The organism is Mageeibacillus indolicus UPII9-5, from assembly GCF_000025225.2.
Lineage (GTDB): Bacteria > Bacillota > Clostridia > Saccharofermentanales > Fastidiosipilaceae > Mageeibacillus > Mageeibacillus indolicus.
Map to the genome: position 1 here is coordinate 629,033 of NC_013895.2, position 19,376 is coordinate 648,408.

Consider the following 19,376-nt stretch of genomic DNA (forward strand, 5'->3'; position numbering starts at 1 on the left):
ACTTAGTGTTTGTCTTGGTATGAATTTTATTATACATGTGAAATTGATATCGTGCATATGTCTAACATGTATTTTACACATGTACTGGTCTGTATCATAATGTATGCAGTCTTGAAGATAAATGAACAATAGGTTCATACAGAATAAATTTAAATACTGTTGTTGGTGAGATAATGGACTATTTGAGAGCAACTCAAACTGATTTGATCAAAGAGCGGGATACGGCGCGAGAACTTTTGGCGGAGATGGCCTCTGAAGGCTTGCAGGTCGATTTCTCCGTAATAAGACCGTCAACGGCTCAGCTTGATCTATCTTTGCCGATGCTTAACGTCATTGACAGCCACAGCGTACTTGATAGTGAAAACGGGCAAGATTGCCGCAATTACGGTAGCACAGATGGTATCCCGGAGGCGCGTCGCTTGATGGCTCATATGCTGGGAACTCATGTTGTACATACGATTGTCAGCGGTAACAGCGGCTGGAACCTTATTTATCAGGTTTTGTCGCATGCTATGCTAGACGGAGTGTGTGGCGGTAAACCGTGGAAAGATGTTGAGGGACGGCGTTTTATTTGCCCCGTTCCGGGCGCATTGAACCATTGGCGATTGGCCAAGCAGTTTGGATTTACTTTATTGACCGTTCCGATGCGGAGCGATGGACCGGATATGGATATGGTGGAAGAACTTATAAAAGACAGTCGGGTAAAGGGTATGTGGTGCACTCCTAAGTATCAAAATCCGACAGGAACAGTATACAGTTCAGCAGTTATACGCCGTCTGGCTTCACTTAAACCGGCAGCCAAGGATTTCCGCCTATTTTGGGACAACGCGTATGCGGTGCATGATTTTGGCAAAAACGTCGCCACCATACCGGACATTATAGAAGAAAGCGAAAAAGCAGGAAATCCGGAAATAGTGTACGAATTTGGCACCACCGATTTAATCACTTTTCCCGGATCAGGGTTGGCGGCAGTGGCCGCCGGCTCGGCAAATTTGATTGATATCAGACATTTCGTTGAAATGGCGACAACCGGAGCCAACAAAATAAATCAGCTGCGCCATGTGCGTTTCCTGAAAGGAAGCTCTGGCTTAAACGCTCACATGAAGAAACATGCAGCAATTTTGCAGCCTAAGTTTAAACTGGTTGAAAACATTTTAGCTCGCGAGTTGGCGAGCGGCGGTTTGGCGAAATGGACTGTGCCGAAAGGCGGTTATGTTATTTTGTTGCAGACCATTGAAGGTACGGCGAAAAAGATTATTCAAACGTGCGCCGCCGCTGGAGTCAAACTACCGCTGGCCGGATCCGCCTACCCCAATTGCAATGACCTGACAGACAATCATATCAGCCTGTGTCCGGCGGCTGAAAACATCGATAAAATTGGCAAAGCAACCAAAGTTATTGCCTATGCAATAAGATTAGTTGGAACCGAGGCAATTTTGGCTGCCAAGGCAGGAGGACGTTAACATGAAAATGCTTAAACCATTTGGCGGCCAGATGTCGGAAAGCTTTCTCACGGCGTTGTTCATTATTTTATCGGGCGGGTTTCAAGATGCGTATACGTACGTGTGTCGCAACGAAGTATTCGCCAACGCCCAAACTGGCAATATCGTTTTGCTGAGTACGGCGATTTTTAAAAATGATTGGACTACGTTTTGGCGATATTTAATACCTGTACTTTCTTTCTTTATTGGCACGGCTGCAGCGGAATCAATACACATGCGGCTGAAACTGCACGAAAAGATACATTGGCGACAGCTTATTTTGCTTGGGGAGATCATTATTTTGTTGGGAGTCGGGTTCATTCCTGCTTCTGTGGAAATACCGGCTAATGCCTTAGTGTCGTTTGTGTGCGCTATGCAGGTGCAAACTTTTCATAAAGTGCGCGGCCATGCTTACGCAAGTACAATGTGTATCGGCAATCTTCGCTCGGGCGTTGAGGCGTTATGCATTTATGCACGTTGCCGCGAGCGGGAAATATTGCTGAAGTCACTTACTTATTTTGCGGTAATTTTGGTTTTCGCTGTAGGAGCTGGGCTTGGCAGTGTACTTACGCAGGCCTTAGGCTGCCGGGCTATATGGATTTGCTGTGTTCTGCTTAGCATCAGTTTTGGGCTGATGTTTAAGCGTTGTGAATATAATTGAGAAAAAACAGTGAAAGGAGAAGAAGCGTGGATAAAAGAAAACTTAAGCATTTTCTAATAGCTTGGTGTACCTTGGTAGTGATTGCTTTGGTGGTATCGCTTTTGTTGCGGCATAATCCGCGGACTGAGACAATCCAGATAGCCATGCGTGACGCCGTGCTACATGAAAAGAATAAAATTAATTTTTTGGGCTTGATTGCGGTTAATCCGTCATTCATTTCTGGCGTCATAATGACCGTGATTTTGTTGGTCCTGTCGGCGGTGTTACGTTTGACGGTTATTCGTAGAATGAAAGTTACGCCCGGGAAATTACAACTGTGTTTGGAGGGTGTTGTCGGTTATTTTTCTCATTTGGCCGAAAGCAACAGTCCGCATCGCAACAAATTTTTGGGCGCCTATGTATTTGGTGCCGGCGTATATATTTTTACCGGGACATTGTTTGAACTGTTCGGTGTGCAAATGATTTCAACCGCCGGAAATCCCGTCAATCTTTCAGCTCCATTAGCCGATATCAACGGAGCGATCGCTCTCGGATGCTTTTCTTACTTAGTGATTATGTCGGGAGGCTTGGTCTCTAATGGAGTGAGAGGTGTGTTGCTGACACTTAAAGAATTTTCCCTGCCGATTTCACTCAGCTTCCGTTTGTTCGGAGCCTTGTTGAGTGGACTGCTGGTTACGGAATTAGTTTACTATTACCTTAGCCTGAGCTTTATTTTGCCGGTTGCAGTTGGCGTGATGTTCACCTTGATGCACGCTTTCATCCAAGCATATGTTTTGACCATGTTGACAGCGTTGTTTTATGGCGAAGTCAGCAAACCGCCGTTGAAAAAGCATACGTAACAGCAAAAATGTAGAGGGTAAACAATACGGATAATGCGATACGCAGATTAAATTTTAATTTTTGGAGGAAATTATGAAAAACATGACGCGCAAAATTATAGTGATGAGCATCTTGATGCTGGTTTTGGGATCTTTAGGCGGCCTGTCGGTTTATGCCGTTTCAAATAGTGGGAATAAGGCCGACGCCGCTCCTGCTGCACAGAATATAACTGCTACTCAGGCGGCGAACGCCGGTGGAAATAAAGCTTTGGCCGCAGGTATTTGCGTAGGTTTAGCGGCAGCCGGTGGTGGTATCGGCATGGGCCTTTCAGTTGGTAAATCAACCGAAGCTATTTCACGTCAGCCAGAAGCGCTTAATAATATTCGTACCACACTTATGCTCGGATTGGTGTTCATAGAAACGGCAATTATCTATGGCTTAATCGTGGCAATATTGGTAATATTCGTGCTTTAAGGGGGGACTCCTATGGGTGTACCGTTAAACATAGATTGGCAGCAAATACTTTTACACTTGTTCAATTTCTTCATTCTTGCCGGCGGCCTTTATATCTTGCTATATAAACCGATAAAGCAATATATGTCGGAACGGCAAAAGCATTTTGCTGATATTGATGCCGCGGCACAAGAAAAGCTGCAGGCGGCTGAGGCACAAAAACAACAATATGCCGACCGCATGAAAGATGTTGAGAAAGAAATCAGCGCCATGAAAAATGAGGCGATGACGGCGGCAAAGAAAGCGGCCGCGGAAGAAATAGCGGCGGCAAAAGCGGAACGATTGAATATCATTGAGCAGGCCAAGTCGGAAGCGGAGCGGGAAAAAGCGAAGATTATTGCTGGAGCCGCTACAGAAATTGAAAACATGGTGAGCGAGGCGATTGATAAAGTTTTGGTAAGCGCGAAAGCTGATCCGTTGGACGATTTCCTGAACAAAGTGGAACGGGGGCGTGATTAATGGCGGAACATGAAATCCGTAAAATTGAACTGGAAGCGTATTTGTACAGCGCGACTCCTCCTACTGCCCAGCAAAAGGAACGTTTAATCGCTTATTTATCGCAAAAATATCAAAAGAATGTGGCTTTGGTCTGGCGGGAAGATAAGACAGTAAAAGATGGACTGCGCATTGAACTCGGCACGGCCGTTTACAGATGGAACTTGGATGAGATTTACGATTGGACGCCGGCCGGTAAAGGACAGCAACTGAAAGAAAAGATCACTGCTGCAATCAATGCAAGCCTCAAGCAAAAAGCGGAGGACGCATCGGAAAAAGCCGCCCGAGAAAAAAATATTGTGCCTTTGGTTAAGCAGGCACTGAACGACTTTACGCCTGTCCCAGGTGGCGATGAAGTCGGTACGGTGCAAGAAGTCGGTGATGGAATAGCTATTATCAGCGGCTTGAGCATGGCAGCGTACGGTGAGATCGTGTCGTTCAATTCTGGCATTAAGGGTATGATACTTGATCTGCGAGAAAACCAAATCGGTTGTGTAATTTTCGGTGATGAAAGTGAAATTACTGAAGGCAGCATTGTTAAGCGTACCGGTAAAACAGCCGGTATCCCGGTTGGCGAAGGCTTTTTGGGCCGGGTAGTCAACGCATTGGGCGAGCCTGTCGATGACGCCGGTGACATTTGTGCCGTCGACTATTACCCGATTGAGAATCCTGCCCCGGGCATTATCCAACGGCAACCGGTCAACCGTCCTATGGAAACTGGCCTTTTGGCCATTGATTCCATGTTCCCTATAGGCTGCGGGCAGCGGGAACTTATCATAGGCGATCGACAAACCGGTAAGACGGCAATTGCCCTGGATACGATCCTAAACCAAAAGGGTAAGGACATTGTCTGTATTTATGTCGCCATTGGACAGAAGGCATCATCCGTGGCACAGTTGGTCGAAACCTTGCGGCAACATGATGCACTGAGCTATACAATTGTCGTTAATGCGACAGCTGGTGAGTCAGCGACTCTGCAATACATTGCTCCGTACTCCGGCTGTGCGCTGGGCGAATATTTCATGCATAAAGGCCGTAATGTTCTTATTGTTTACGATGATTTGTCCAAACATGCAATTGCTTATCGTACTTTGAGCCTTTTGCTGGAAAGGTCCCCTGGACGTGAAGCTTATCCTGGCGATGTATTTTATTTGCACTCCCGTTTGTTGGAACGTTCAGCCAACTTAGCCCCGGAATACGGTGGCGGCAGCATGACTGCATTACCGATTGTCGAGACGCAGGCTGGCGATGTTTCCGCTTACATACCGACAAACATAATTTCAATTACTGATGGACAGATATTCCTCGAAAGTGATCTGTTCCACTCAGGACAAAGACCGGCAGTTAACGTTGGACTTTCTGTATCGCGGGTAGGCGGTGCGGCACAAACCAAAGCAATGAAAAAAGCGGCTGGGGCCATCCGGTTGGATTTAGCGCAGTACCGTGAAATGGAAGTTTTTATGCAATTTTCCAGTGACTTGGATGAAACTACCAAACGTCAATTGCGCTATGGTCAAGGTTTGATGCGCCTGCTGCGGCAAAATCAGTACAAACCATATAAACAGCATGAGCAAGTCGTCTTGCTTACAGCAGCTTTGAATAAAGTCTTTATTGATCTGGATGTGGATGATATACCGGTGGCAAGTCAACGGGTGCTGCAGGCGGCGGATCTTGAGTTGGCAGATCTATGCCACAAAATAGACCGTGACGGCATTTGCGAGCCGGAAGATTTTGAAAAGATCTTGACTCTTTCGCGTCGAGTGGTCGCGGAAATAGTGCAGAATAAAACTGCCGAGTCGGAACCGGCAATTGCGTCTCTTATGAAAGGTGAGATTAAAGATGCCCAGCACTAAGGAACTGAAAGGCCGCATAAGGAGCGTTCAGGATACTCGCAAAATTACAAATGCGATGTATTTGATCGCTTCCACCAAAATGCGTAAGGCGAAAGCGGAGCTGGACAAGACAAGACCGTATTTCGAGGCGATTAAAGTAGAGATTAAGCGGATTTTCCGTACGGTAAAGTCTGTTCAAAGCCACTATTTTTATCCGGGCGAAAGTGAGCCGAAATTACACGGTCCATATGCTTGTCTAGTGATAACCGCGGATAAAGGTCTGGCCGGCATGTACAACCAGAATGTCTTAAAAGAAGCGGAACGAATGTTGCAAGATCATCCGGACATGAAATTGTTCGTAGTCGGCGAATACGGGCGTCAGCATTTTGCTCAACACAAAATAAAAGTTGAACGCAGTTTCTTGTATACTGCCCAAAATCCGACTATGCAGCGAGCCCGTGAGATCAGCGAAATTTTGCTGGATCTATTTGACAGCGGTAAGGTTCACAAGATTTTTGTTATTTATACAGATATGAAAAATGGAATGACGGAGGAAGCGAAAATGGCGCGGCTGTTGCCTTTCCATCGTAATACCTTCGTTTCCAATAAAGTAGAAAAGGCGGTTAAACTGCCGTTTGAATTTTTACCGTCCGTTGGAGAAGTATTGGATAATATTATACCAAGTTATGTTTCAGGGTATATTTATAGTGCCTTGGTTGACAGTTTTTGCAGCGAACAGAATGCGCGAATGGAGGCAATGAATGCGGCAGGTGACAATGCGGACAAAATATTGGCTAACTTGTCTCTGGCCTATAACCGTCAGCGTCAGGCATTAATAACACAAGAGATAACGGAGATTTCTTCCGGCGCCAAAGCTCAAAAGCGTGAACGGCAAAGAAAGCAAGAAAGTGAGGTGCGGGCATAATGAGTACAGTTTGCGGTAAAATTACGGCTATTTCAGGTCCGGTTATTGACTGTGAATTTCCTATGCATACCTTGCCCAAAATTAAGGAAGCAATAAAGGTTACAGTAAACGACGAAACCAGAATAATGGAAGTTGCTCAACATATCGGACACGGCAGAGTGCGTTGCATTCTGTTAGGATCTAGCGAAGGAATGTACAGAGGCATGCCAGTCACGTCCGAAGGACAGGGCATAACTGTGCCGGTAGGTAAAAATATTCTCGGACGTATGTTTAATGTTTTGGGTAATACGATTGACGGTGAAGGTGATTTACCACCTGAGACCCCACAAAGTCCGATTCACCGGACTGCTCCGGGTTTTGCGGAACAAAAGCCGGCTGCCGAAATTTTGGAAACCGGAATCAAAGTCATAGATTTACTGGAGCCTTATCCTAAGGGTGGTAAAATCGGCTTGTTCGGTGGTGCCGGTGTAGGTAAAACGGTCTTAATTCAAGAATTGATCCATAACGTGGCTATGGAACACGGTGGATATTCAGTTTTCACCGGGGTTGGTGAACGAAGCAGAGAAGGTAATGATCTTTGGAATGAGATGCGTGAAAGCGGAGTTTCCGATAAAACGGCTCTGGTTTTCGGGCAAATGAACGAGTCGCCGGGGGTAAGAATGCGGGTAGCATTGGCCGGACTGACCATGGCCGAGCACTTCCGTGATGTCGATCACAAAGACGTTTTGCTGTTCATTGATAATATTTTCCGTTTTGTTCAAGCCGGCAGTGAAGTATCAACCTTGCTTGGTCGTATGCCGTCAGCCGTTGGTTATCAGCCGACATTGGCGGAAGAAATGGGTGCTTTGCAGGAACGTATAACTTCTACCCGAGATGGTTCGGTAACTTCTGTTCAGGCGGTTTACGTCCCCGCTGATGACTTGACCGACCCTGCGCCGGCAACGACTTTCACCCACTTGGATGCAACTACAGTGCTTAGCCGTCAGATCGCCGAACAAGGTATTTACCCGGCTGTTGATCCGCTGGCTTCTACGTCAAGAATTCTTGAACCAGCAGTTGTCGGTGATGAGCATTATCGGGTGGCACGAAAAGTACAGGAAATTTTGCAAAAATACAAGGAGTTGCAGGATATTATAGCTATTTTGGGAATGGATGAACTTAGTGAAGATGACCGCATAACTGTTATTCGGGCACGTAAAGTCCAGCGGTTCTTGGCTCAGCCGACACACGTTGCTGAAAAATTTACTGGTATTCCCGGTATTTATGTGCCGTTAAGCGAGACCGTGCGTGGTTTTAAACTTATTTTGGACGGCAGCATGGACGCATATCCTGAAGCAGCGTTTTACAATGTAGGTTGTATCGATGATGTTCCTAAGAGGGCGGAAACACTTAAGTCATAAGGTGATAAAATGAATACATTCAAAGTTCATATTTTGGCTGCGGATAAAACTTTTTATGACGGTGATTGTGAATCTTTAATTTTGCCGACAATCAACGGGCAGTATGGCATTTTGGCCGGCCACTGCAACATGATAAGTGCTGTGGTTCCGGGCAAGCTGACCTATCGTCAACCCGGCGGCCAAAACAAGCTGGCTGCGGTATCTTCCGGCTTGGTTAAGGTTGAGAATAACGAAGTCTTGGTTTTGGTTGACAGTGCCGAACGTCCGGAAGACATTGATATCATAAAGGCTAAACGTGCTGCCGATAACGCCAAAGAAGCCTTGTTGCAAAAACAAAGTATTCGCGAGTACCATACCGCACAAATGGCCTTGGCCAGAGCAATTGCCCGATTGCGGGTAAAGAACAGCAGTGGAAAAGTAAATAACTGAATTAAAAAACAAGTACAGAATATTAATTAACGGCATGTCGTCTATCAAGACGCTGCCGTTTTTTATTGTTGACGATTTAAATTAAGCGATTTTACGAATATCATTCAAAAATTATCTTGACATAGGGAAAATATTTGCTAAAATGATTTATGCAAATGAGAATGAGTCGCAATTGCGAAAAGCCGATTGACGCCGGTCCGGTGAATATAGGCTAATAAAAATATATAGAAAGTGGTATTTATGAATAATAAAAAATTGATTTCATTAATTTTATCTGCTGCGCTTGTAACTGTTCTGCCGTTTAGCCTTGCATCGTGCTCCACTCCTGCCGGTAATGGTGCTGTATCGAAGGAAGCTACAGCCGCGTCAAACGCTGATTCATCGAAAAAGTCGGATGCAGGAACCTCGGAAAAACCGCTTGTTTATACAACCTTTTATCCGGTTTATGATCTAACCAAAAGGATTGTTGGCGACAAGATGAATGTTAAGATGCTGATCAAGACAAGCGAAGAACCGCATGATTTTGAACTTAAGGCCAGTGACATGCAAGATTTGCTTAAAGCGGATTTAATTGTTTATAACGGTGCCGGTATGGAAAACTTTATCCCAACCTTGAAGAATTCAATGAAAAAAGACGAACGTTTCTTAGATTTGTCACAGGGCTTGACCTTGCTGGAAAACAAATCTGATTTGGATGACGGCAAACATGAAGCTGTTAATCCGCACACATGGCTAAGCGTAAAAAACGCTATGGAACAGCTTGACACGATTTATCGTAAAATAAGTAGTATTGACCCTCAGAACAATGACTACTATAAAGAAAACCTTGAAAAATCTTTAAAAGAATTCAAGGCTTTGGACGAAAAATTCACCACTGAGCTCGGCAAAATCAAGAAAAAAGACAAGTATTTTATTGTTTCACACGCTGCATTCAATTATTTGGCCAACGATTACGGCTTGAAGCAAATTGCTGTTACCGGAATATCTCCGGAAGATGAGCCGACAGCCGCCCAATTAAAAAAGATTGCGGACTTTGTAAAACAACATGGAATTAAGACTATTCTTTTCGAAGGGAAAGCGACGCCTAAGGTTGCGAAAACATTGGCCGATAATACAGGTGCCAAGACGGGCACGATTTACACTTTGGAAAACCTGACGCCGGAAGAAACCGAACTTGGCTATATTAAATTGATGGAACTAAATTTACAGACCTTGGCAACGGTGTTGGCAGAGTAAGCGGATAAAAGGACAGGAGGATTTATGAATAATAAAATAAGAGTTTTATCGATATTTGTGGCCATGAGCCTTGCTTTAACTTCATGTGCTGTTCCCAAAAAGGTTTCAAATGAAAAAAGTGTTGGCTCTCAAGTCGAGGTAACCGCCGCTAAGTCGGATGCTGGTACGGACAAAGCGGACGTGTTTGTTGAAAAACAAACCAAATATGCTCAAGATAAAACAACTGAAGTTTTGATCGACAATGAGATAAATTTCGAGGATATCAAAAAGATCGTGAAACACGGGGATCATTGGCATGTTTTTACCAAAGACGGTCGCGAAAGAATAACTTATACCGATCCTAATTTGTTGAAAAAAGTTGCAAAAATTTCGGCTGGAAAAAATTCTCGGCTAAATCAGTCTGCCCCACGGCTTGAATTTGTCAGCGTAATAAGTTTGGATCAACTGCGTGAGTTGCCGATCACGGTCATCAAAAAGCACGGCGATCACTATCACTGCTATACGGCTGATGGCACGGAATATATCACTTATGAAAATCCTTCCGCTGCTTTCCCCAATATTACAATCACGAAATATGTTGGTAGTCACGGGCATGGTCATGGCCACGGGCAAAATAATGCCAATAATATCCAGCTTTCAATGCGGGGAGGTAATTATGGCGAAGAAATAAACGGTGGATATGGTGTAGGTGCTTCCACATCGGGAAGGTCAGGCGATGATGTAGTTCAGATTTTGCGGCACGGCGACCATTGGCACGTGTACACAGCCGATGGAAGTGAATTTATCACTTACGATGATCCGACTTCCATGTATCCTAACGCAAGCGTAGGTGTGTACCACGGCAGTCACGGTAGTCATGGTGGTCACGGCGGCCATGGTACGACTCCAGCTCCGGCACCTCAATACCAGGATAGTGATGATAGCGGCAGCGCTGGCAGCGAGGGTTCATCCGGTGGGCACAGCTCGGTGAAACCGCATATTAAACGAATTTATCCGATCAAACCTTCTCAGATGAAGGAAAAGGGCATCGTTAAAATTTTAAAACATGAAGACCACTATCATGTATATGATGCAAATGGGAAGGAATACATCATTTTTGACAGTAATGACGATGAAATCAAGCAGAATTGTCCTGACGTCACTATCGGCGACTACGAGAAAGAAAAACACGGCAAGGGTGAAAACCACGAAAATGACAGTGATTGCTCTTTAACTGCGATTCCCCAAGATCCGAATGATCCGAACCGCATAACAAGAATACTTAAGCATGGTTCACACTGGCATTTGTATAAGGCTAACGGTGACCCGGCTGGTATTGAATACTGTGATGCCCAAATACTGTATCCAGATGCAACGGTTGGTGACTACGAGGAAGAAATGAGAAAGCAGGAGGAGAAGGTGAAAGAGGCGGATATCGACTCAGCCAATACCGATCTAAAGATAGCGTTCCTCAAGCAGCACTACAGTGGCTGTGAGAATGTCTTGAATATTGGGGCGACTTTCTACGTATACTTCTCAGAAGACAAATACGAAAGTGACTCTATTACAGTTGAAGCGACAAGCTTGAAAGTTAGCGGCGGCGTCGTTACGGTGGCGGACGGAGCTTCATTGCCGGAGGCCCCAAAACTTAAAGCAGTGGCCAAACCTGATAATGCTGTCGATCCAGCTACTACGCCAGCCAAACCTGCCAAGCCTGCAGAAAACAATGATGGCCAGATCACAAATGGCGAATCTACCGCTGCACCTACAGAGAATGGCCACGTTGCTCCTGGTGACCACTCCCGAGATAATGCCAGCACGGCTGGTAATGCGGCCGGAGCAGTGCCGGCACAGCCGGAGATCAGCCAAAATAATAACAAGCCTGAGCAACAGCCGGCACCCGGCAGTGAAACTGCTGCCCCGGTAAAAGAAAAGCCCGTTGAAGGAAGCAATTCAGCAAATAGCAACAAAGAAATGGAAAAAGAAGCTGAAGTTAATAATGGATCGCCCGCTGTTTCATCTGAACCTGCACCTGACGGCAAACCAAGTGAAACTCCATCTGAAAATGATTCAAACAACTAGCTAGACAATTGTTTTACGGTAAATTAATGTTCAGCAACTGGATTGGAGCGAAGATCGGCAACGATTTTCGCTCTTTCGTTTGCAAGAAAATGTGAAGCAGATCAGGACATTTTCATTTGTGGTATATCAGGACATTATCATTTGTGTCTCATAATTTACGTGGTCGAAGTCATTAAATCTCTTGACAAAGAGAAATTAAAGTGCTAGAATAAACGAGTCCTTGGGGGTGTAGCTCATTTGGGAGAGCGCTTGAATGGCATTCAAGAGGTAAGGGGTTCGATCCCCCTCATCTCCACCAAGTAAGGAAGCATATTTTGATAGAAAAGTGTGCTTCCTTTTTTATTGCTGAAAAGCCTTGATTGCAGGGAATTTAATCATTTTAAGGCATAAAGCAGTCCGCCCTGAGGTTGATTTCGGGACGGGCTTTTCTTGTTTTCGGCGGTCTGCGAGGTTAGGTTTAAAAGTAAAAGTTTGCTTTGTGGGTATATCGTTTGACTTGCTTTACGGAGGAATCAAATAGCATCCTTTATACATGCGGCACAGGCTGTGAATTCGCAGAACGGCAAGGTAAAACTCGTCTGCCAGTTCAAAATTTGTTCAATATGTAGTCTGTAAAGTGTGTTATAATACAGTATTATATGTTAGACTTGCTTAACTAAAATTTGAGGTGATTGAATATGATTATGCATGATTGGAACAGCGAAAAGAAAGATGTCATTCTGCTGATCCATCCGATGCTTTCGTCAGCAAATGGAATGAAAACTTACGTTGACGACATTATCGGGAATGGTAAATATAGTCAATAAATTAAATAAAAATAATAAAACAAACCCGTCAGAAGTTGAAGTTTTATGATAAAGGAGAATTTATGGGATTTTTTCAAAACACAGCAAAACCCATCGGCTTTGGAGGAAAGTTGATGGTTAAACTTATGAATATTGGGCATGCTAAAGTAGCTGAATGGGGCTTCTCTCATGTTAATATTCCTTCGTCTGCAACTGTCCTTGACATAGGTTGCGGTGGCGGATCGAATGTGGCAAGCTGGATAAAGCGCTGTCCAAAAGGTCATATAACAGGATTAGACCACTCTCCTGTAAGCGTAGCTGCTTCACAAAAATACAATCAAAAAGCCATTTCAGAGAATCGCTGTCAAATTGTTGAGGGCGATGTTTCCCGTTTGACTTTTGCCGAAAATACCTTTGATGCAGTTTCCGCTTTCGAGACCGTTTATTTCTGGCCCGGGCTTGAAAACTGCTTTCAAGAAGTATTCCGCGTGTTAAAAAAGGGTGGAACATTTCTTATTGTCAATGAGGTGGACGGAACTAATCCCAAGCAGGACAAATGGATGAATATCGTCGAAGGACTAAAAATTTATAAGGAGAGCGACTTGACAAAGAGACTTCAAAAGGCCGGATTTTCTAATATAAGAGCATTTCACACAGACAAACATTGGCTTGCCATCCTGTGTGAAAAAACTTTATAACATTTTTCAAAGTGCAGATGGGGTGAGTCTTGCTTGAGTGAACAAAAAATGAGCCAATGGGGAGTTGGCCCGATTTTTGTCGGAGTTCTTATTTTTACTACAGCATTGGGAATCTTACTGAGCTACACTAATCTTTTTCCTTTTGTTGCTGCGATCCAAGCTTTGATTACTGGGTTGATAGGAAGATAATTTTTCGGGTTGTTTATCTAAATTATGGAAATGCTTCTATCAAAATGCAGAAAATGGGGCTGCACCCACACCCTTTGGATTGCACCCACGGATATCAATTTGCACCCATAGGCTGAAATTCTATTAGTATATGATTTATTTTCCAACAAGAAGAATATTGTATGGCTGCTGTTGCCAGCAACCATACAATTTTTTATCATGATTTAACCGCCAAATGAAAGTCTGCTTAAATCTGCATTGAATTTAAATAAAAATCTCATAGTATCATTAAAAAGCTTCTCTGCAATGTCTTCTGTTGTCGCCATAAATTCTCCTTTTCCCACTTAGATAAAAAAAGCGGACTACTTATAGTCCGCTTAAAAAGTTGTTTTTACTTTTATTCATTATACTTCACTTGTATTTTTACTTTCCTGATCAACAACTGATACCTCGGTTTCAGTAGATGTTTTATTTTTATTTTTGTTTACAACATCTATCATCCACATAATACCATATCTCGTTTTTTCATATAATTCCTTACATGTTTTCCAAAGAGACACACGCTCATATTCGTATTCATTGTTCTTATCAAAGTAATGGCTGTATATATAATTAAACGCCGTTATTCGCACCCACCAACTAGCATATGTTAAAACGATTGATAAAATGATAAATCCGACGGTATTCGCAGTAGGACTTGTAAACACTATGATTTTATCTGCTTTAGAATTGAAAATTTTCACAAATTCGAGGGCAAACATTGGAACAAATCCGTAGCAACCCACAAAAGATATGAAAAGATTCAACAATCTGCTCAGCAAATAACAAAACTTATTAAGCAGGGTAAAAAGGCCTACATAAGCAACCGTGATAATTCCTTCAATAAGCAAAACTGCAAAAAAAGTAAGCCACCAAGTTGAAAAGTGCGAACTTAAAATAGACCCGATTTTAAGTCCAGATCCAAGCCAAATGTAAAGTAAATCAGGAACTAAAAATGATGTACCAATCATGATGACAAAAAAACCAAGAACAAAAATTAAACACCATTTCATCAATTTTAACCAAGACGCAAATGTTAAAATATTGATTGCGGTATCCCTATCGCACCTAATTTTAAAACTCATATTCAACTCCTCCAATTAATCTGTAATTAACCCTTTTTCAAATTATACAATACGGCAATGTTCTTTTAACTTGTGCGTCCAGTGAAGTAAATGATTAAAATGATTGATAAAATGATTGATAAAATGATGAATCCAAGTGATTGATTGAGTGTATAAAAAACGACTGTAGCTAAATTGCATCGTTTCAATGAAGGAGAGTGCCGCTCTAGGATACGGCCACTTCCAATTCTATGCAGTCGGCTGTAAGTAAAAGATCTAGCTCTGCCAAAATTCTAGGGGGTTTTACTTTTAGATTTTATGACAAACTGTCTGCATGCTTCCGGCATTTCAGATACAGCCGCTTTATATGCACTCAATCTTCATCGCGTTAAGGCTTTACCCATCCGACCACCTTTCCCAATACCGTGGTATAGTCCAGTTCTGCACCGGTGACTACGTGCGCAGGCCAATTTGGGCAATCGCACCTTAAAACCAAGCGCTCATCACCAAAAACAATGCGTCTGATGAACGCATAACCTTCAATATCAATTAAATATATCTCATTATCTGTCCTAGCAAACTCACGTCTGATCAAAGCGATATCATTTTTTGCAACTGTCGGTTCCATAGATTCACTGAAATTTTGAGTGGTATAGTCGTAAACTGGTACACGTGAATCGAAATCTGATTTTCCGCTTGCATTTTCCGGCATAGTTACTTTGCGCGCCGATATTGTGTCTATGCTTATTCCGGCATTTATCAATCTGTTGTTTCTTGAATCTAGGTACGGTTCCGGTGATGCAAAACTGCAATCATCATTGCTTCCACTCAGCTTGTTATCAATATTTTCTTGTCCAGGCAGAGTTATTTGTTTATCCAGAAATGTGTTTATTCAGACTGATCTTGCCGCATTAAAGAACAAACATCGTATCTACCGGTTAATTTTAACAGTTGTGCTTGCTGCAAAACCAACTGTCTGCCGACAGAATTTAACTCACACATTAATTTTACGGTGGTCTTGATTGCCAAATCAAATGCGAATTTATGCTCTAAAAGCTTGGTCAATTCTTCATGCTCTTCTTCAGATGATTTACTACGAGGATCGATATCTTTATGATCCACGTTCAAGGCTTCAGCAATTCTTTTAATTTGCTCCGCATTGGGAGTTGAACGAAACGAAAGATACCCTGATAAAGTTGAGGCAGGTATGCCGGTTAGCTCAGAAAGTTGTTTTTGAGTCATATCTTTCATGAGATAATTTAAATTAGTCGCTATTTCTCTTCTCAAATGTTTATCAAAATCTGATAACTTATTTCGTCCCATCATTGCCTCCTTCATCGAAAACTTTTATAATTCGTTCTTGTGCTGATAATAATAAATTAACAATAAAGGTTCAATATCTTTTAAAAATATTAATTAGTTTATGCGTTTAATAAACTAATTAATACGTTTATTTATTCGTTTATATTTGTGGAAAGACGAGGCTATAGTTTGTTTAAACAATTAGATTTATACAAAGAATGCAAGTTGTGCCCGAACGACTGTGGAATTGATAGACTGGCCGGAAATAAAGGTCGCTGCCGCATGAATTCTACGTTAAAAGTTGCCCGTGCCGGCCTACATATGTGGGAAGAACCGCCACTTTCCGGCGAACGGGGGTCAGGAACAGTATTTTTTTCAGGTTGCCCACTTCGTTGTGTTTTTTGCCAAAACCGACCGGTTTCCGGTGGTAAAGCCGGTGAAGAGATCACTATAGAACAACTTGTGTCTATATTTTTACGCCTGCAGGAACTTGGTGCTCATAACATAAATCTTGTTACAGCGGTTCACTATATTCCGCATCTTTTGATTGCTTTACCTGAGGCAAAACGGCAGGGGTTAAGTTTACCGATTGTTTACAATTCCTCTGGCTGCGAATCGGCGGAAGCACTAAAGCTGTTAGATGGATTGATTGATATTTATTTGCCTGATTTTAAATATTGGTCAGACAGTACGGCTGCTCGTTACTCTGGTATAAGTAAATATGTTGAGCCGACTAAAAATGCTATAGCCGAAATGGTGCGTCAAGTCGGGCCGTGCAAATTTTCTTCAGACGGGATAATGCGGTCGGGTATAATTTGTCGCCATCTGCTGCTACCTGGTCGCTTGGATGAAGCTTGTCAGATTATGAATTATTTACATGCTACCTACGGCGATGCCATATATCTCAGCCTAATGAGCCAGTTTACCCCATTCAACATACCGGATTCTTGTAATGAAATTAACCGAAAAATAGATATGGCCGATTACGAAAAATGGGTTGATTTTTGTGTGGATAAAGACATAATAAATGCGTTTGTTCAGGAAGGTGAAGCTGCTTCGGAAAGTTTTATCCCGGATTTCTACAGTTGGCACGTTAAAGACTTTCTAAAATAAATTGACGCGGTCGGGCATCCGAATCACTATTTACCTTAAGAAATTTTTGCGTTAGAATAAATGATACATTGAAGGGGAGCTTTAATCGGCTGAGAGTAGATGCGTTCTAGACCCATAACCTGATTTGGATAATGCCAACGTAGGGAAAATGATTTATTGCGCACTCGTTTGAGTGCTATTCAGTTTGTGAACTCCTAATCGATGTAGATATTGCTGCAGCGGCATACCGGGGGCACCACCTTATGTCGCTTAAGAAAATGATGTTGAATTCGAAAGGAGCATTTATGTTTACAGCATTAACAATCGCCGGTAGCGATTCCGGCGGAGGCGCCGGTATTCAAGCGGATATCAAGACGATGCAAGCCAATGGGGTTTTTGCCACAAGTGCGATTACGGCCTTGACAGCACAAAATACCCTGGCAGTTACCGGCATTATGAACTCGACGGCCGAATTTTTAGGCCAACAACTTGACGCGGTGTTTAGCGATATTTTCCCGGATGCAGTGAAAATAGGCATGGTTTCCTCAACGGACCTGATTAAAATGATCGGCAAAAAGTTACGCGAATATCGGCCGAAGTACATCGTTGTTGACCCGGTGATGGTCGCCACGAACGGTGCCAAGTTGATTGACGACGACGCCATTGCTTGCCTGAAATCGGAATTGTTCCCTCTGGCAACACTTCTTACTCCGAATATTCCCGAGGCGCAAATTTTATCCGGCCTGCAAATTGAATCAGCCGATGCAATGGTTGCAGCGGCAGAAAAAATCGGCAGTGCCTATAACTGCGCCGTTTTGTGCAAGGGTGGACATAATCTCTGCGATGCTGACGACTATTATTATGGCGCTGATAATAAAAACAGCCAATGGTTGCGCGGCAAACGGATCGACAATCCGAATACACACGGTACAGGTTGCACATTATCAAGTGCTATCGCCGCAAACTTAGCCAAGGGCTTCACCCTGCTTGAGTCGGTAAAAAGGGCCAAGGAATACATTTCAGCGGCTTTGGCAGATGGCTTGAATCTTGGCCATGGGGCTGGGCCACTTAACCACGGATTTAATATAGCCGGTTATTTTGCTGCTACCAAAGCAGACATGAAAAGTGAGGATAACTAATATGAGTGAAACTGCAACAAAACGCACCTCGTTGCTTGATAATGGACTTATCTGGTTCGGAGCCGGCGTCTCAATTGCTGAAATTATTACCGGCACATATTTTGCGCCGCTTGGTTGGAAAACAGGATTGATGGCCATATTGCTGGGACATTTAATCGGTGGAATACTTTTTTATTTAGTCGGACTAATGGGTGGAAAAATTCGTTCAAGTTCGATGGAAATTGTTAAACGTAGTTTTGGTCAACAGGGTGGGCAGTTATTTGCCATTTTGAATTTCATTCAGCTAGTTGGCTGGACGGCAATCATGATTTATGATGGGTCGTTGGCGGCTAATGAAGTCCTTGGAGTAGGCAGCTGGTTATGGAGTATAGTTATTGGTGCCCTTATTCTGATTTGGATTGCGGCTGATATATTTAGGTCTGGCAAGATCAGTACCGTGGCCATGGTTGCCCTGTTCATTTTGACTTTGTTATTGAGTAAAGTAATATTTATAGATAATGCCATAGGAGGAACGGCGGTATCGGGTGAAGCCATGAGTTTTGGAGCCGCGGTTGAGCTGGCTATAGCAATGCCATTGTCTTGGTTGCCTTTGATCAGTGATTACACACGTGAAGCGGTTTCCGGCAATAAAGCAACTTTAGTCAGTACTTTGTCGTACAGCATCGTAAGTTGTTGGATGTACTTCATCGGTATGGGAGCGGCTATCCTGACTACTGAGTCTGACATTGCCAAGATAATGTTGAAAGCTGGTCTTGGTATTGTTGGTTTGCTTATTATAATTTTTTCTACTGTTACAACTACTTTTCTCGATGCCTTTTCCGCCGGTATTACAAGCGAATCGGTACTTTCTAAAGTTAACGGTAAATGGATAGCCCTGGGAGTGACTGTGATCGGAACGATAGGCGCGATTTGTTATCCTATGGATGATATAACCGAATTTTTATATTATATAGGGTCGGTATTCGCCCCGATGGCTGCTGTGCAAATTGCAGATTTCTATATTTTACGTCATAGCTGTGGCAGCAAAAAGTTTGACTGGGTAGGTTTGGCAGCTTGGCTAATCGGATTCGGTGTCTATCGTTGGTTCATGAATTTGGATTTGTCGATAGGAAGTACTTTGCCGGCAGTGGTAGTAACATTAATCGTTACGATTGTTTTGCACAAAATAATTAAACCGGCCGGACAGACGATGTAGCCGACGCATGGAGCAATTGCATCAGCGGTAATATATCGCTGA

At 43.2% G+C, this 19,376-nt stretch carries 20 protein-coding genes and 1 tRNA gene; 18 read left to right on the top strand and 3 right to left on the bottom strand.

Translation table 11 applies throughout. The features are described 5' to 3' along the window. Positions 1-173: 173 nt before the first annotated feature. From HMPREF0868_RS02865 to HMPREF0868_RS08475, 15 genes are all read left to right on the top strand, one after another. A complete protein-coding gene (locus tag HMPREF0868_RS02865) occupies positions 174-1,463 on the top strand; it encodes an aspartate aminotransferase type Ic (protein WP_012993194.1) in 1,290 nt (429 codons plus the stop codon). A gap of 1 nt (position 1,464) precedes the next feature. After that, entirely contained in the window at positions 1,465-2,142 is a 678-nt protein-coding gene (locus HMPREF0868_RS02870) for a YoaK family protein (protein WP_012993195.1), read from the top strand. Between the two features lie 26 nt (positions 2,143-2,168). Beyond that, entirely contained in the window at positions 2,169-2,981 is an 813-nt protein-coding gene (locus HMPREF0868_RS02875) for a F0F1 ATP synthase subunit A (RefSeq protein WP_012993196.1), read from the top strand. Between the two features lie 73 nt (positions 2,982-3,054). Then, on the top strand, positions 3,055-3,435 hold the full coding sequence (locus HMPREF0868_RS08755) for an ATP synthase F0 subunit C (protein ID WP_012993197.1): 381 nt from the start codon (positions 3,055-3,057) through the stop codon (positions 3,433-3,435). 12 nt (positions 3,436-3,447) lie between these two features. After that, complete coding sequence (locus HMPREF0868_RS02885) at positions 3,448-3,933, top strand: ATP synthase F0 subunit B (protein WP_012993198.1); 486 nt, start codon at positions 3,448-3,450, stop codon at positions 3,931-3,933. Next, positions 3,933-5,822 carry a F0F1 ATP synthase subunit alpha gene (gene atpA / locus HMPREF0868_RS02890; protein WP_012993199.1) on the top strand — a complete coding sequence of 630 codons (1,890 nt, stop codon included), beginning with the start codon at positions 3,933-3,935 and terminating at the stop codon, positions 5,820-5,822. The genes HMPREF0868_RS02885 and atpA overlap by 1 nt, the downstream gene beginning before the upstream one ends. Next, positions 5,809-6,726 (top strand): ATP synthase F1 subunit gamma, encoded by a 918-nt coding sequence (gene atpG / locus HMPREF0868_RS02895; protein ID WP_012993200.1) that lies wholly within the window; start codon positions 5,809-5,811, stop codon positions 6,724-6,726. The genes atpA and atpG overlap by 14 nt, the downstream gene beginning before the upstream one ends. Beyond that, positions 6,726-8,126: a F0F1 ATP synthase subunit beta gene (gene atpD, locus HMPREF0868_RS02900; RefSeq protein ID WP_012993201.1), complete on the top strand. Its 1,401-nt coding sequence runs from the start codon at positions 6,726-6,728 to the stop codon at positions 8,124-8,126. The genes atpG and atpD overlap by 1 nt, the downstream gene beginning before the upstream one ends. Positions 8,127-8,135: 9 nt before the next feature. After that, entirely contained in the window at positions 8,136-8,555 is a 420-nt protein-coding gene (gene atpC, locus HMPREF0868_RS02905; RefSeq protein ID WP_012993202.1) for an ATP synthase F1 subunit epsilon, read from the top strand. Between the two features lie 240 nt (positions 8,556-8,795). Next, a complete protein-coding gene (locus tag HMPREF0868_RS02910; protein WP_012993203.1) occupies positions 8,796-9,791 on the top strand; it encodes a metal ABC transporter substrate-binding protein in 996 nt (331 codons plus the stop codon). 24 nt (positions 9,792-9,815) lie between these two features. Beyond that, entirely contained in the window at positions 9,816-11,852 is a 2,037-nt protein-coding gene (locus HMPREF0868_RS07860) for a prolipoprotein diacylglyceryl transferase (protein WP_012993204.1), read from the top strand. Positions 11,853-12,074: 222 nt separating this feature from the next. Then, positions 12,075-12,150: transfer RNA gene (locus tag HMPREF0868_RS02920), tRNA-Ala, on the top strand. Between the two features lie 379 nt (positions 12,151-12,529). Next, the gene (locus HMPREF0868_RS08750; protein WP_012993205.1) at positions 12,530-12,658 is read left to right on the top strand and encodes a hypothetical protein; all 129 of its coding nucleotides are present in this window, start codon (positions 12,530-12,532) and stop codon (positions 12,656-12,658) included. A 62-nt stretch (positions 12,659-12,720) separates the two neighbouring features. Then, positions 12,721-13,335 carry a class I SAM-dependent methyltransferase gene (locus HMPREF0868_RS02925; RefSeq protein WP_012993206.1) on the top strand — a complete coding sequence of 205 codons (615 nt, stop codon included), beginning with the start codon at positions 12,721-12,723 and terminating at the stop codon, positions 13,333-13,335. A gap of 33 nt (positions 13,336-13,368) precedes the next feature. Next, complete coding sequence (locus tag HMPREF0868_RS08475; protein WP_012993207.1) at positions 13,369-13,524, top strand: hypothetical protein; 156 nt, start codon at positions 13,369-13,371, stop codon at positions 13,522-13,524. A 383-nt stretch (positions 13,525-13,907) separates the two neighbouring features. Here the strand turns inward: HMPREF0868_RS08475 and HMPREF0868_RS02930 are convergent, their stop codons facing one another. The 3 genes from HMPREF0868_RS02930 to HMPREF0868_RS07865 form a co-directional block, all read right to left on the bottom strand. Next, positions 13,908-14,627, bottom strand: a complete 720-nt coding sequence (locus HMPREF0868_RS02930) for a hypothetical protein (protein ID WP_012993209.1) — start codon at positions 14,625-14,627, stop codon at positions 13,908-13,910. 367 nt (positions 14,628-14,994) lie between these two features. Continuing rightward, positions 14,995-15,318, bottom strand: coding sequence for a S24 family peptidase (locus HMPREF0868_RS02935; RefSeq protein WP_012993210.1), 324 nt, complete (start codon positions 15,316-15,318; stop codon positions 14,995-14,997). A gap of 176 nt (positions 15,319-15,494) precedes the next feature. Then, complete coding sequence (locus tag HMPREF0868_RS07865; RefSeq protein ID WP_012993211.1) at positions 15,495-15,929, bottom strand: helix-turn-helix domain-containing protein; 435 nt, start codon at positions 15,927-15,929, stop codon at positions 15,495-15,497. Between the two features lie 168 nt (positions 15,930-16,097). On the opposite strand from HMPREF0868_RS07865, the gene HMPREF0868_RS02945 reads away from it, so the two are divergent. The 3 genes from HMPREF0868_RS02945 (at position 16,098) to cytX (ending at position 19,334) form a co-directional block, all read left to right on the top strand. After that, entirely contained in the window at positions 16,098-17,021 is a 924-nt protein-coding gene (locus HMPREF0868_RS02945) for a radical SAM protein (protein WP_012993212.1), read from the top strand. 284 nt (positions 17,022-17,305) lie between these two features. Continuing rightward, complete coding sequence (gene thiD / locus HMPREF0868_RS02950) at positions 17,306-18,139, top strand: bifunctional hydroxymethylpyrimidine kinase/phosphomethylpyrimidine kinase (RefSeq protein WP_012993213.1); 834 nt, start codon at positions 17,306-17,308, stop codon at positions 18,137-18,139. A 1-nt stretch (position 18,140) separates the two neighbouring features. After that, complete coding sequence (gene cytX, locus HMPREF0868_RS02955; RefSeq protein ID WP_012993214.1) at positions 18,141-19,334, top strand: putative hydroxymethylpyrimidine transporter CytX; 1,194 nt, start codon at positions 18,141-18,143, stop codon at positions 19,332-19,334. Positions 19,335-19,376: the final 42 nt, after the last annotated feature.

What these genes read in the sequence shown, in the direction of transcription:
- HMPREF0868_RS02865 (WP_012993194.1), top strand. Translation starts at nt 174, where the DNA reads ATGGACTATTTGAGAGCAACTCAAACTGATTTGATCAAAGAGCGGGAT.
- HMPREF0868_RS02870 (WP_012993195.1), top strand. Translation starts at nt 1,465, where the DNA reads ATGAAAATGCTTAAACCATTTGGCGGCCAGATGTCGGAAAGCTTTCTC.
- HMPREF0868_RS08755 (WP_012993197.1), top strand. Translation starts at nt 3,055, where the DNA reads ATGAAAAACATGACGCGCAAAATTATAGTGATGAGCATCTTGATGCTG.
- HMPREF0868_RS02885 (WP_012993198.1), top strand. Translation starts at nt 3,448, where the DNA reads ATGGGTGTACCGTTAAACATAGATTGGCAGCAAATACTTTTACACTTG.
- atpA (WP_012993199.1), top strand. Translation starts at nt 3,933, where the DNA reads ATGGCGGAACATGAAATCCGTAAAATTGAACTGGAAGCGTATTTGTAC.
- atpG (WP_012993200.1), top strand. Translation starts at nt 5,809, where the DNA reads ATGCCCAGCACTAAGGAACTGAAAGGCCGCATAAGGAGCGTTCAGGAT.
- atpD (WP_012993201.1), top strand. Translation starts at nt 6,726, where the DNA reads ATGAGTACAGTTTGCGGTAAAATTACGGCTATTTCAGGTCCGGTTATT.
- atpC (WP_012993202.1), top strand. Translation starts at nt 8,136, where the DNA reads ATGAATACATTCAAAGTTCATATTTTGGCTGCGGATAAAACTTTTTAT.
- HMPREF0868_RS02910 (WP_012993203.1), top strand. Translation starts at nt 8,796, where the DNA reads ATGAATAATAAAAAATTGATTTCATTAATTTTATCTGCTGCGCTTGTA.
- HMPREF0868_RS07860 (WP_012993204.1), top strand. Translation starts at nt 9,816, where the DNA reads ATGAATAATAAAATAAGAGTTTTATCGATATTTGTGGCCATGAGCCTT.
- HMPREF0868_RS08750 (WP_012993205.1), top strand. Translation starts at nt 12,530, where the DNA reads ATGATTATGCATGATTGGAACAGCGAAAAGAAAGATGTCATTCTGCTG.
- HMPREF0868_RS02925 (WP_012993206.1), top strand. Translation starts at nt 12,721, where the DNA reads ATGGGATTTTTTCAAAACACAGCAAAACCCATCGGCTTTGGAGGAAAG.
- HMPREF0868_RS02930 (WP_012993209.1), bottom strand. Translation starts at nt 14,627, where the DNA reads ATGAGTTTTAAAATTAGGTGCGATAGGGATACCGCAATCAATATTTTA.
- HMPREF0868_RS02935 (WP_012993210.1), bottom strand. Translation starts at nt 15,318, where the DNA reads ATGCCGGAAAATGCAAGCGGAAAATCAGATTTCGATTCACGTGTACCA.
- HMPREF0868_RS07865 (WP_012993211.1), bottom strand. Translation starts at nt 15,929, where the DNA reads ATGGGACGAAATAAGTTATCAGATTTTGATAAACATTTGAGAAGAGAA.
- thiD (WP_012993213.1), top strand. Translation starts at nt 17,306, where the DNA reads ATGTTTACAGCATTAACAATCGCCGGTAGCGATTCCGGCGGAGGCGCC.
- cytX (WP_012993214.1), top strand. Translation starts at nt 18,141, where the DNA reads ATGAGTGAAACTGCAACAAAACGCACCTCGTTGCTTGATAATGGACTT.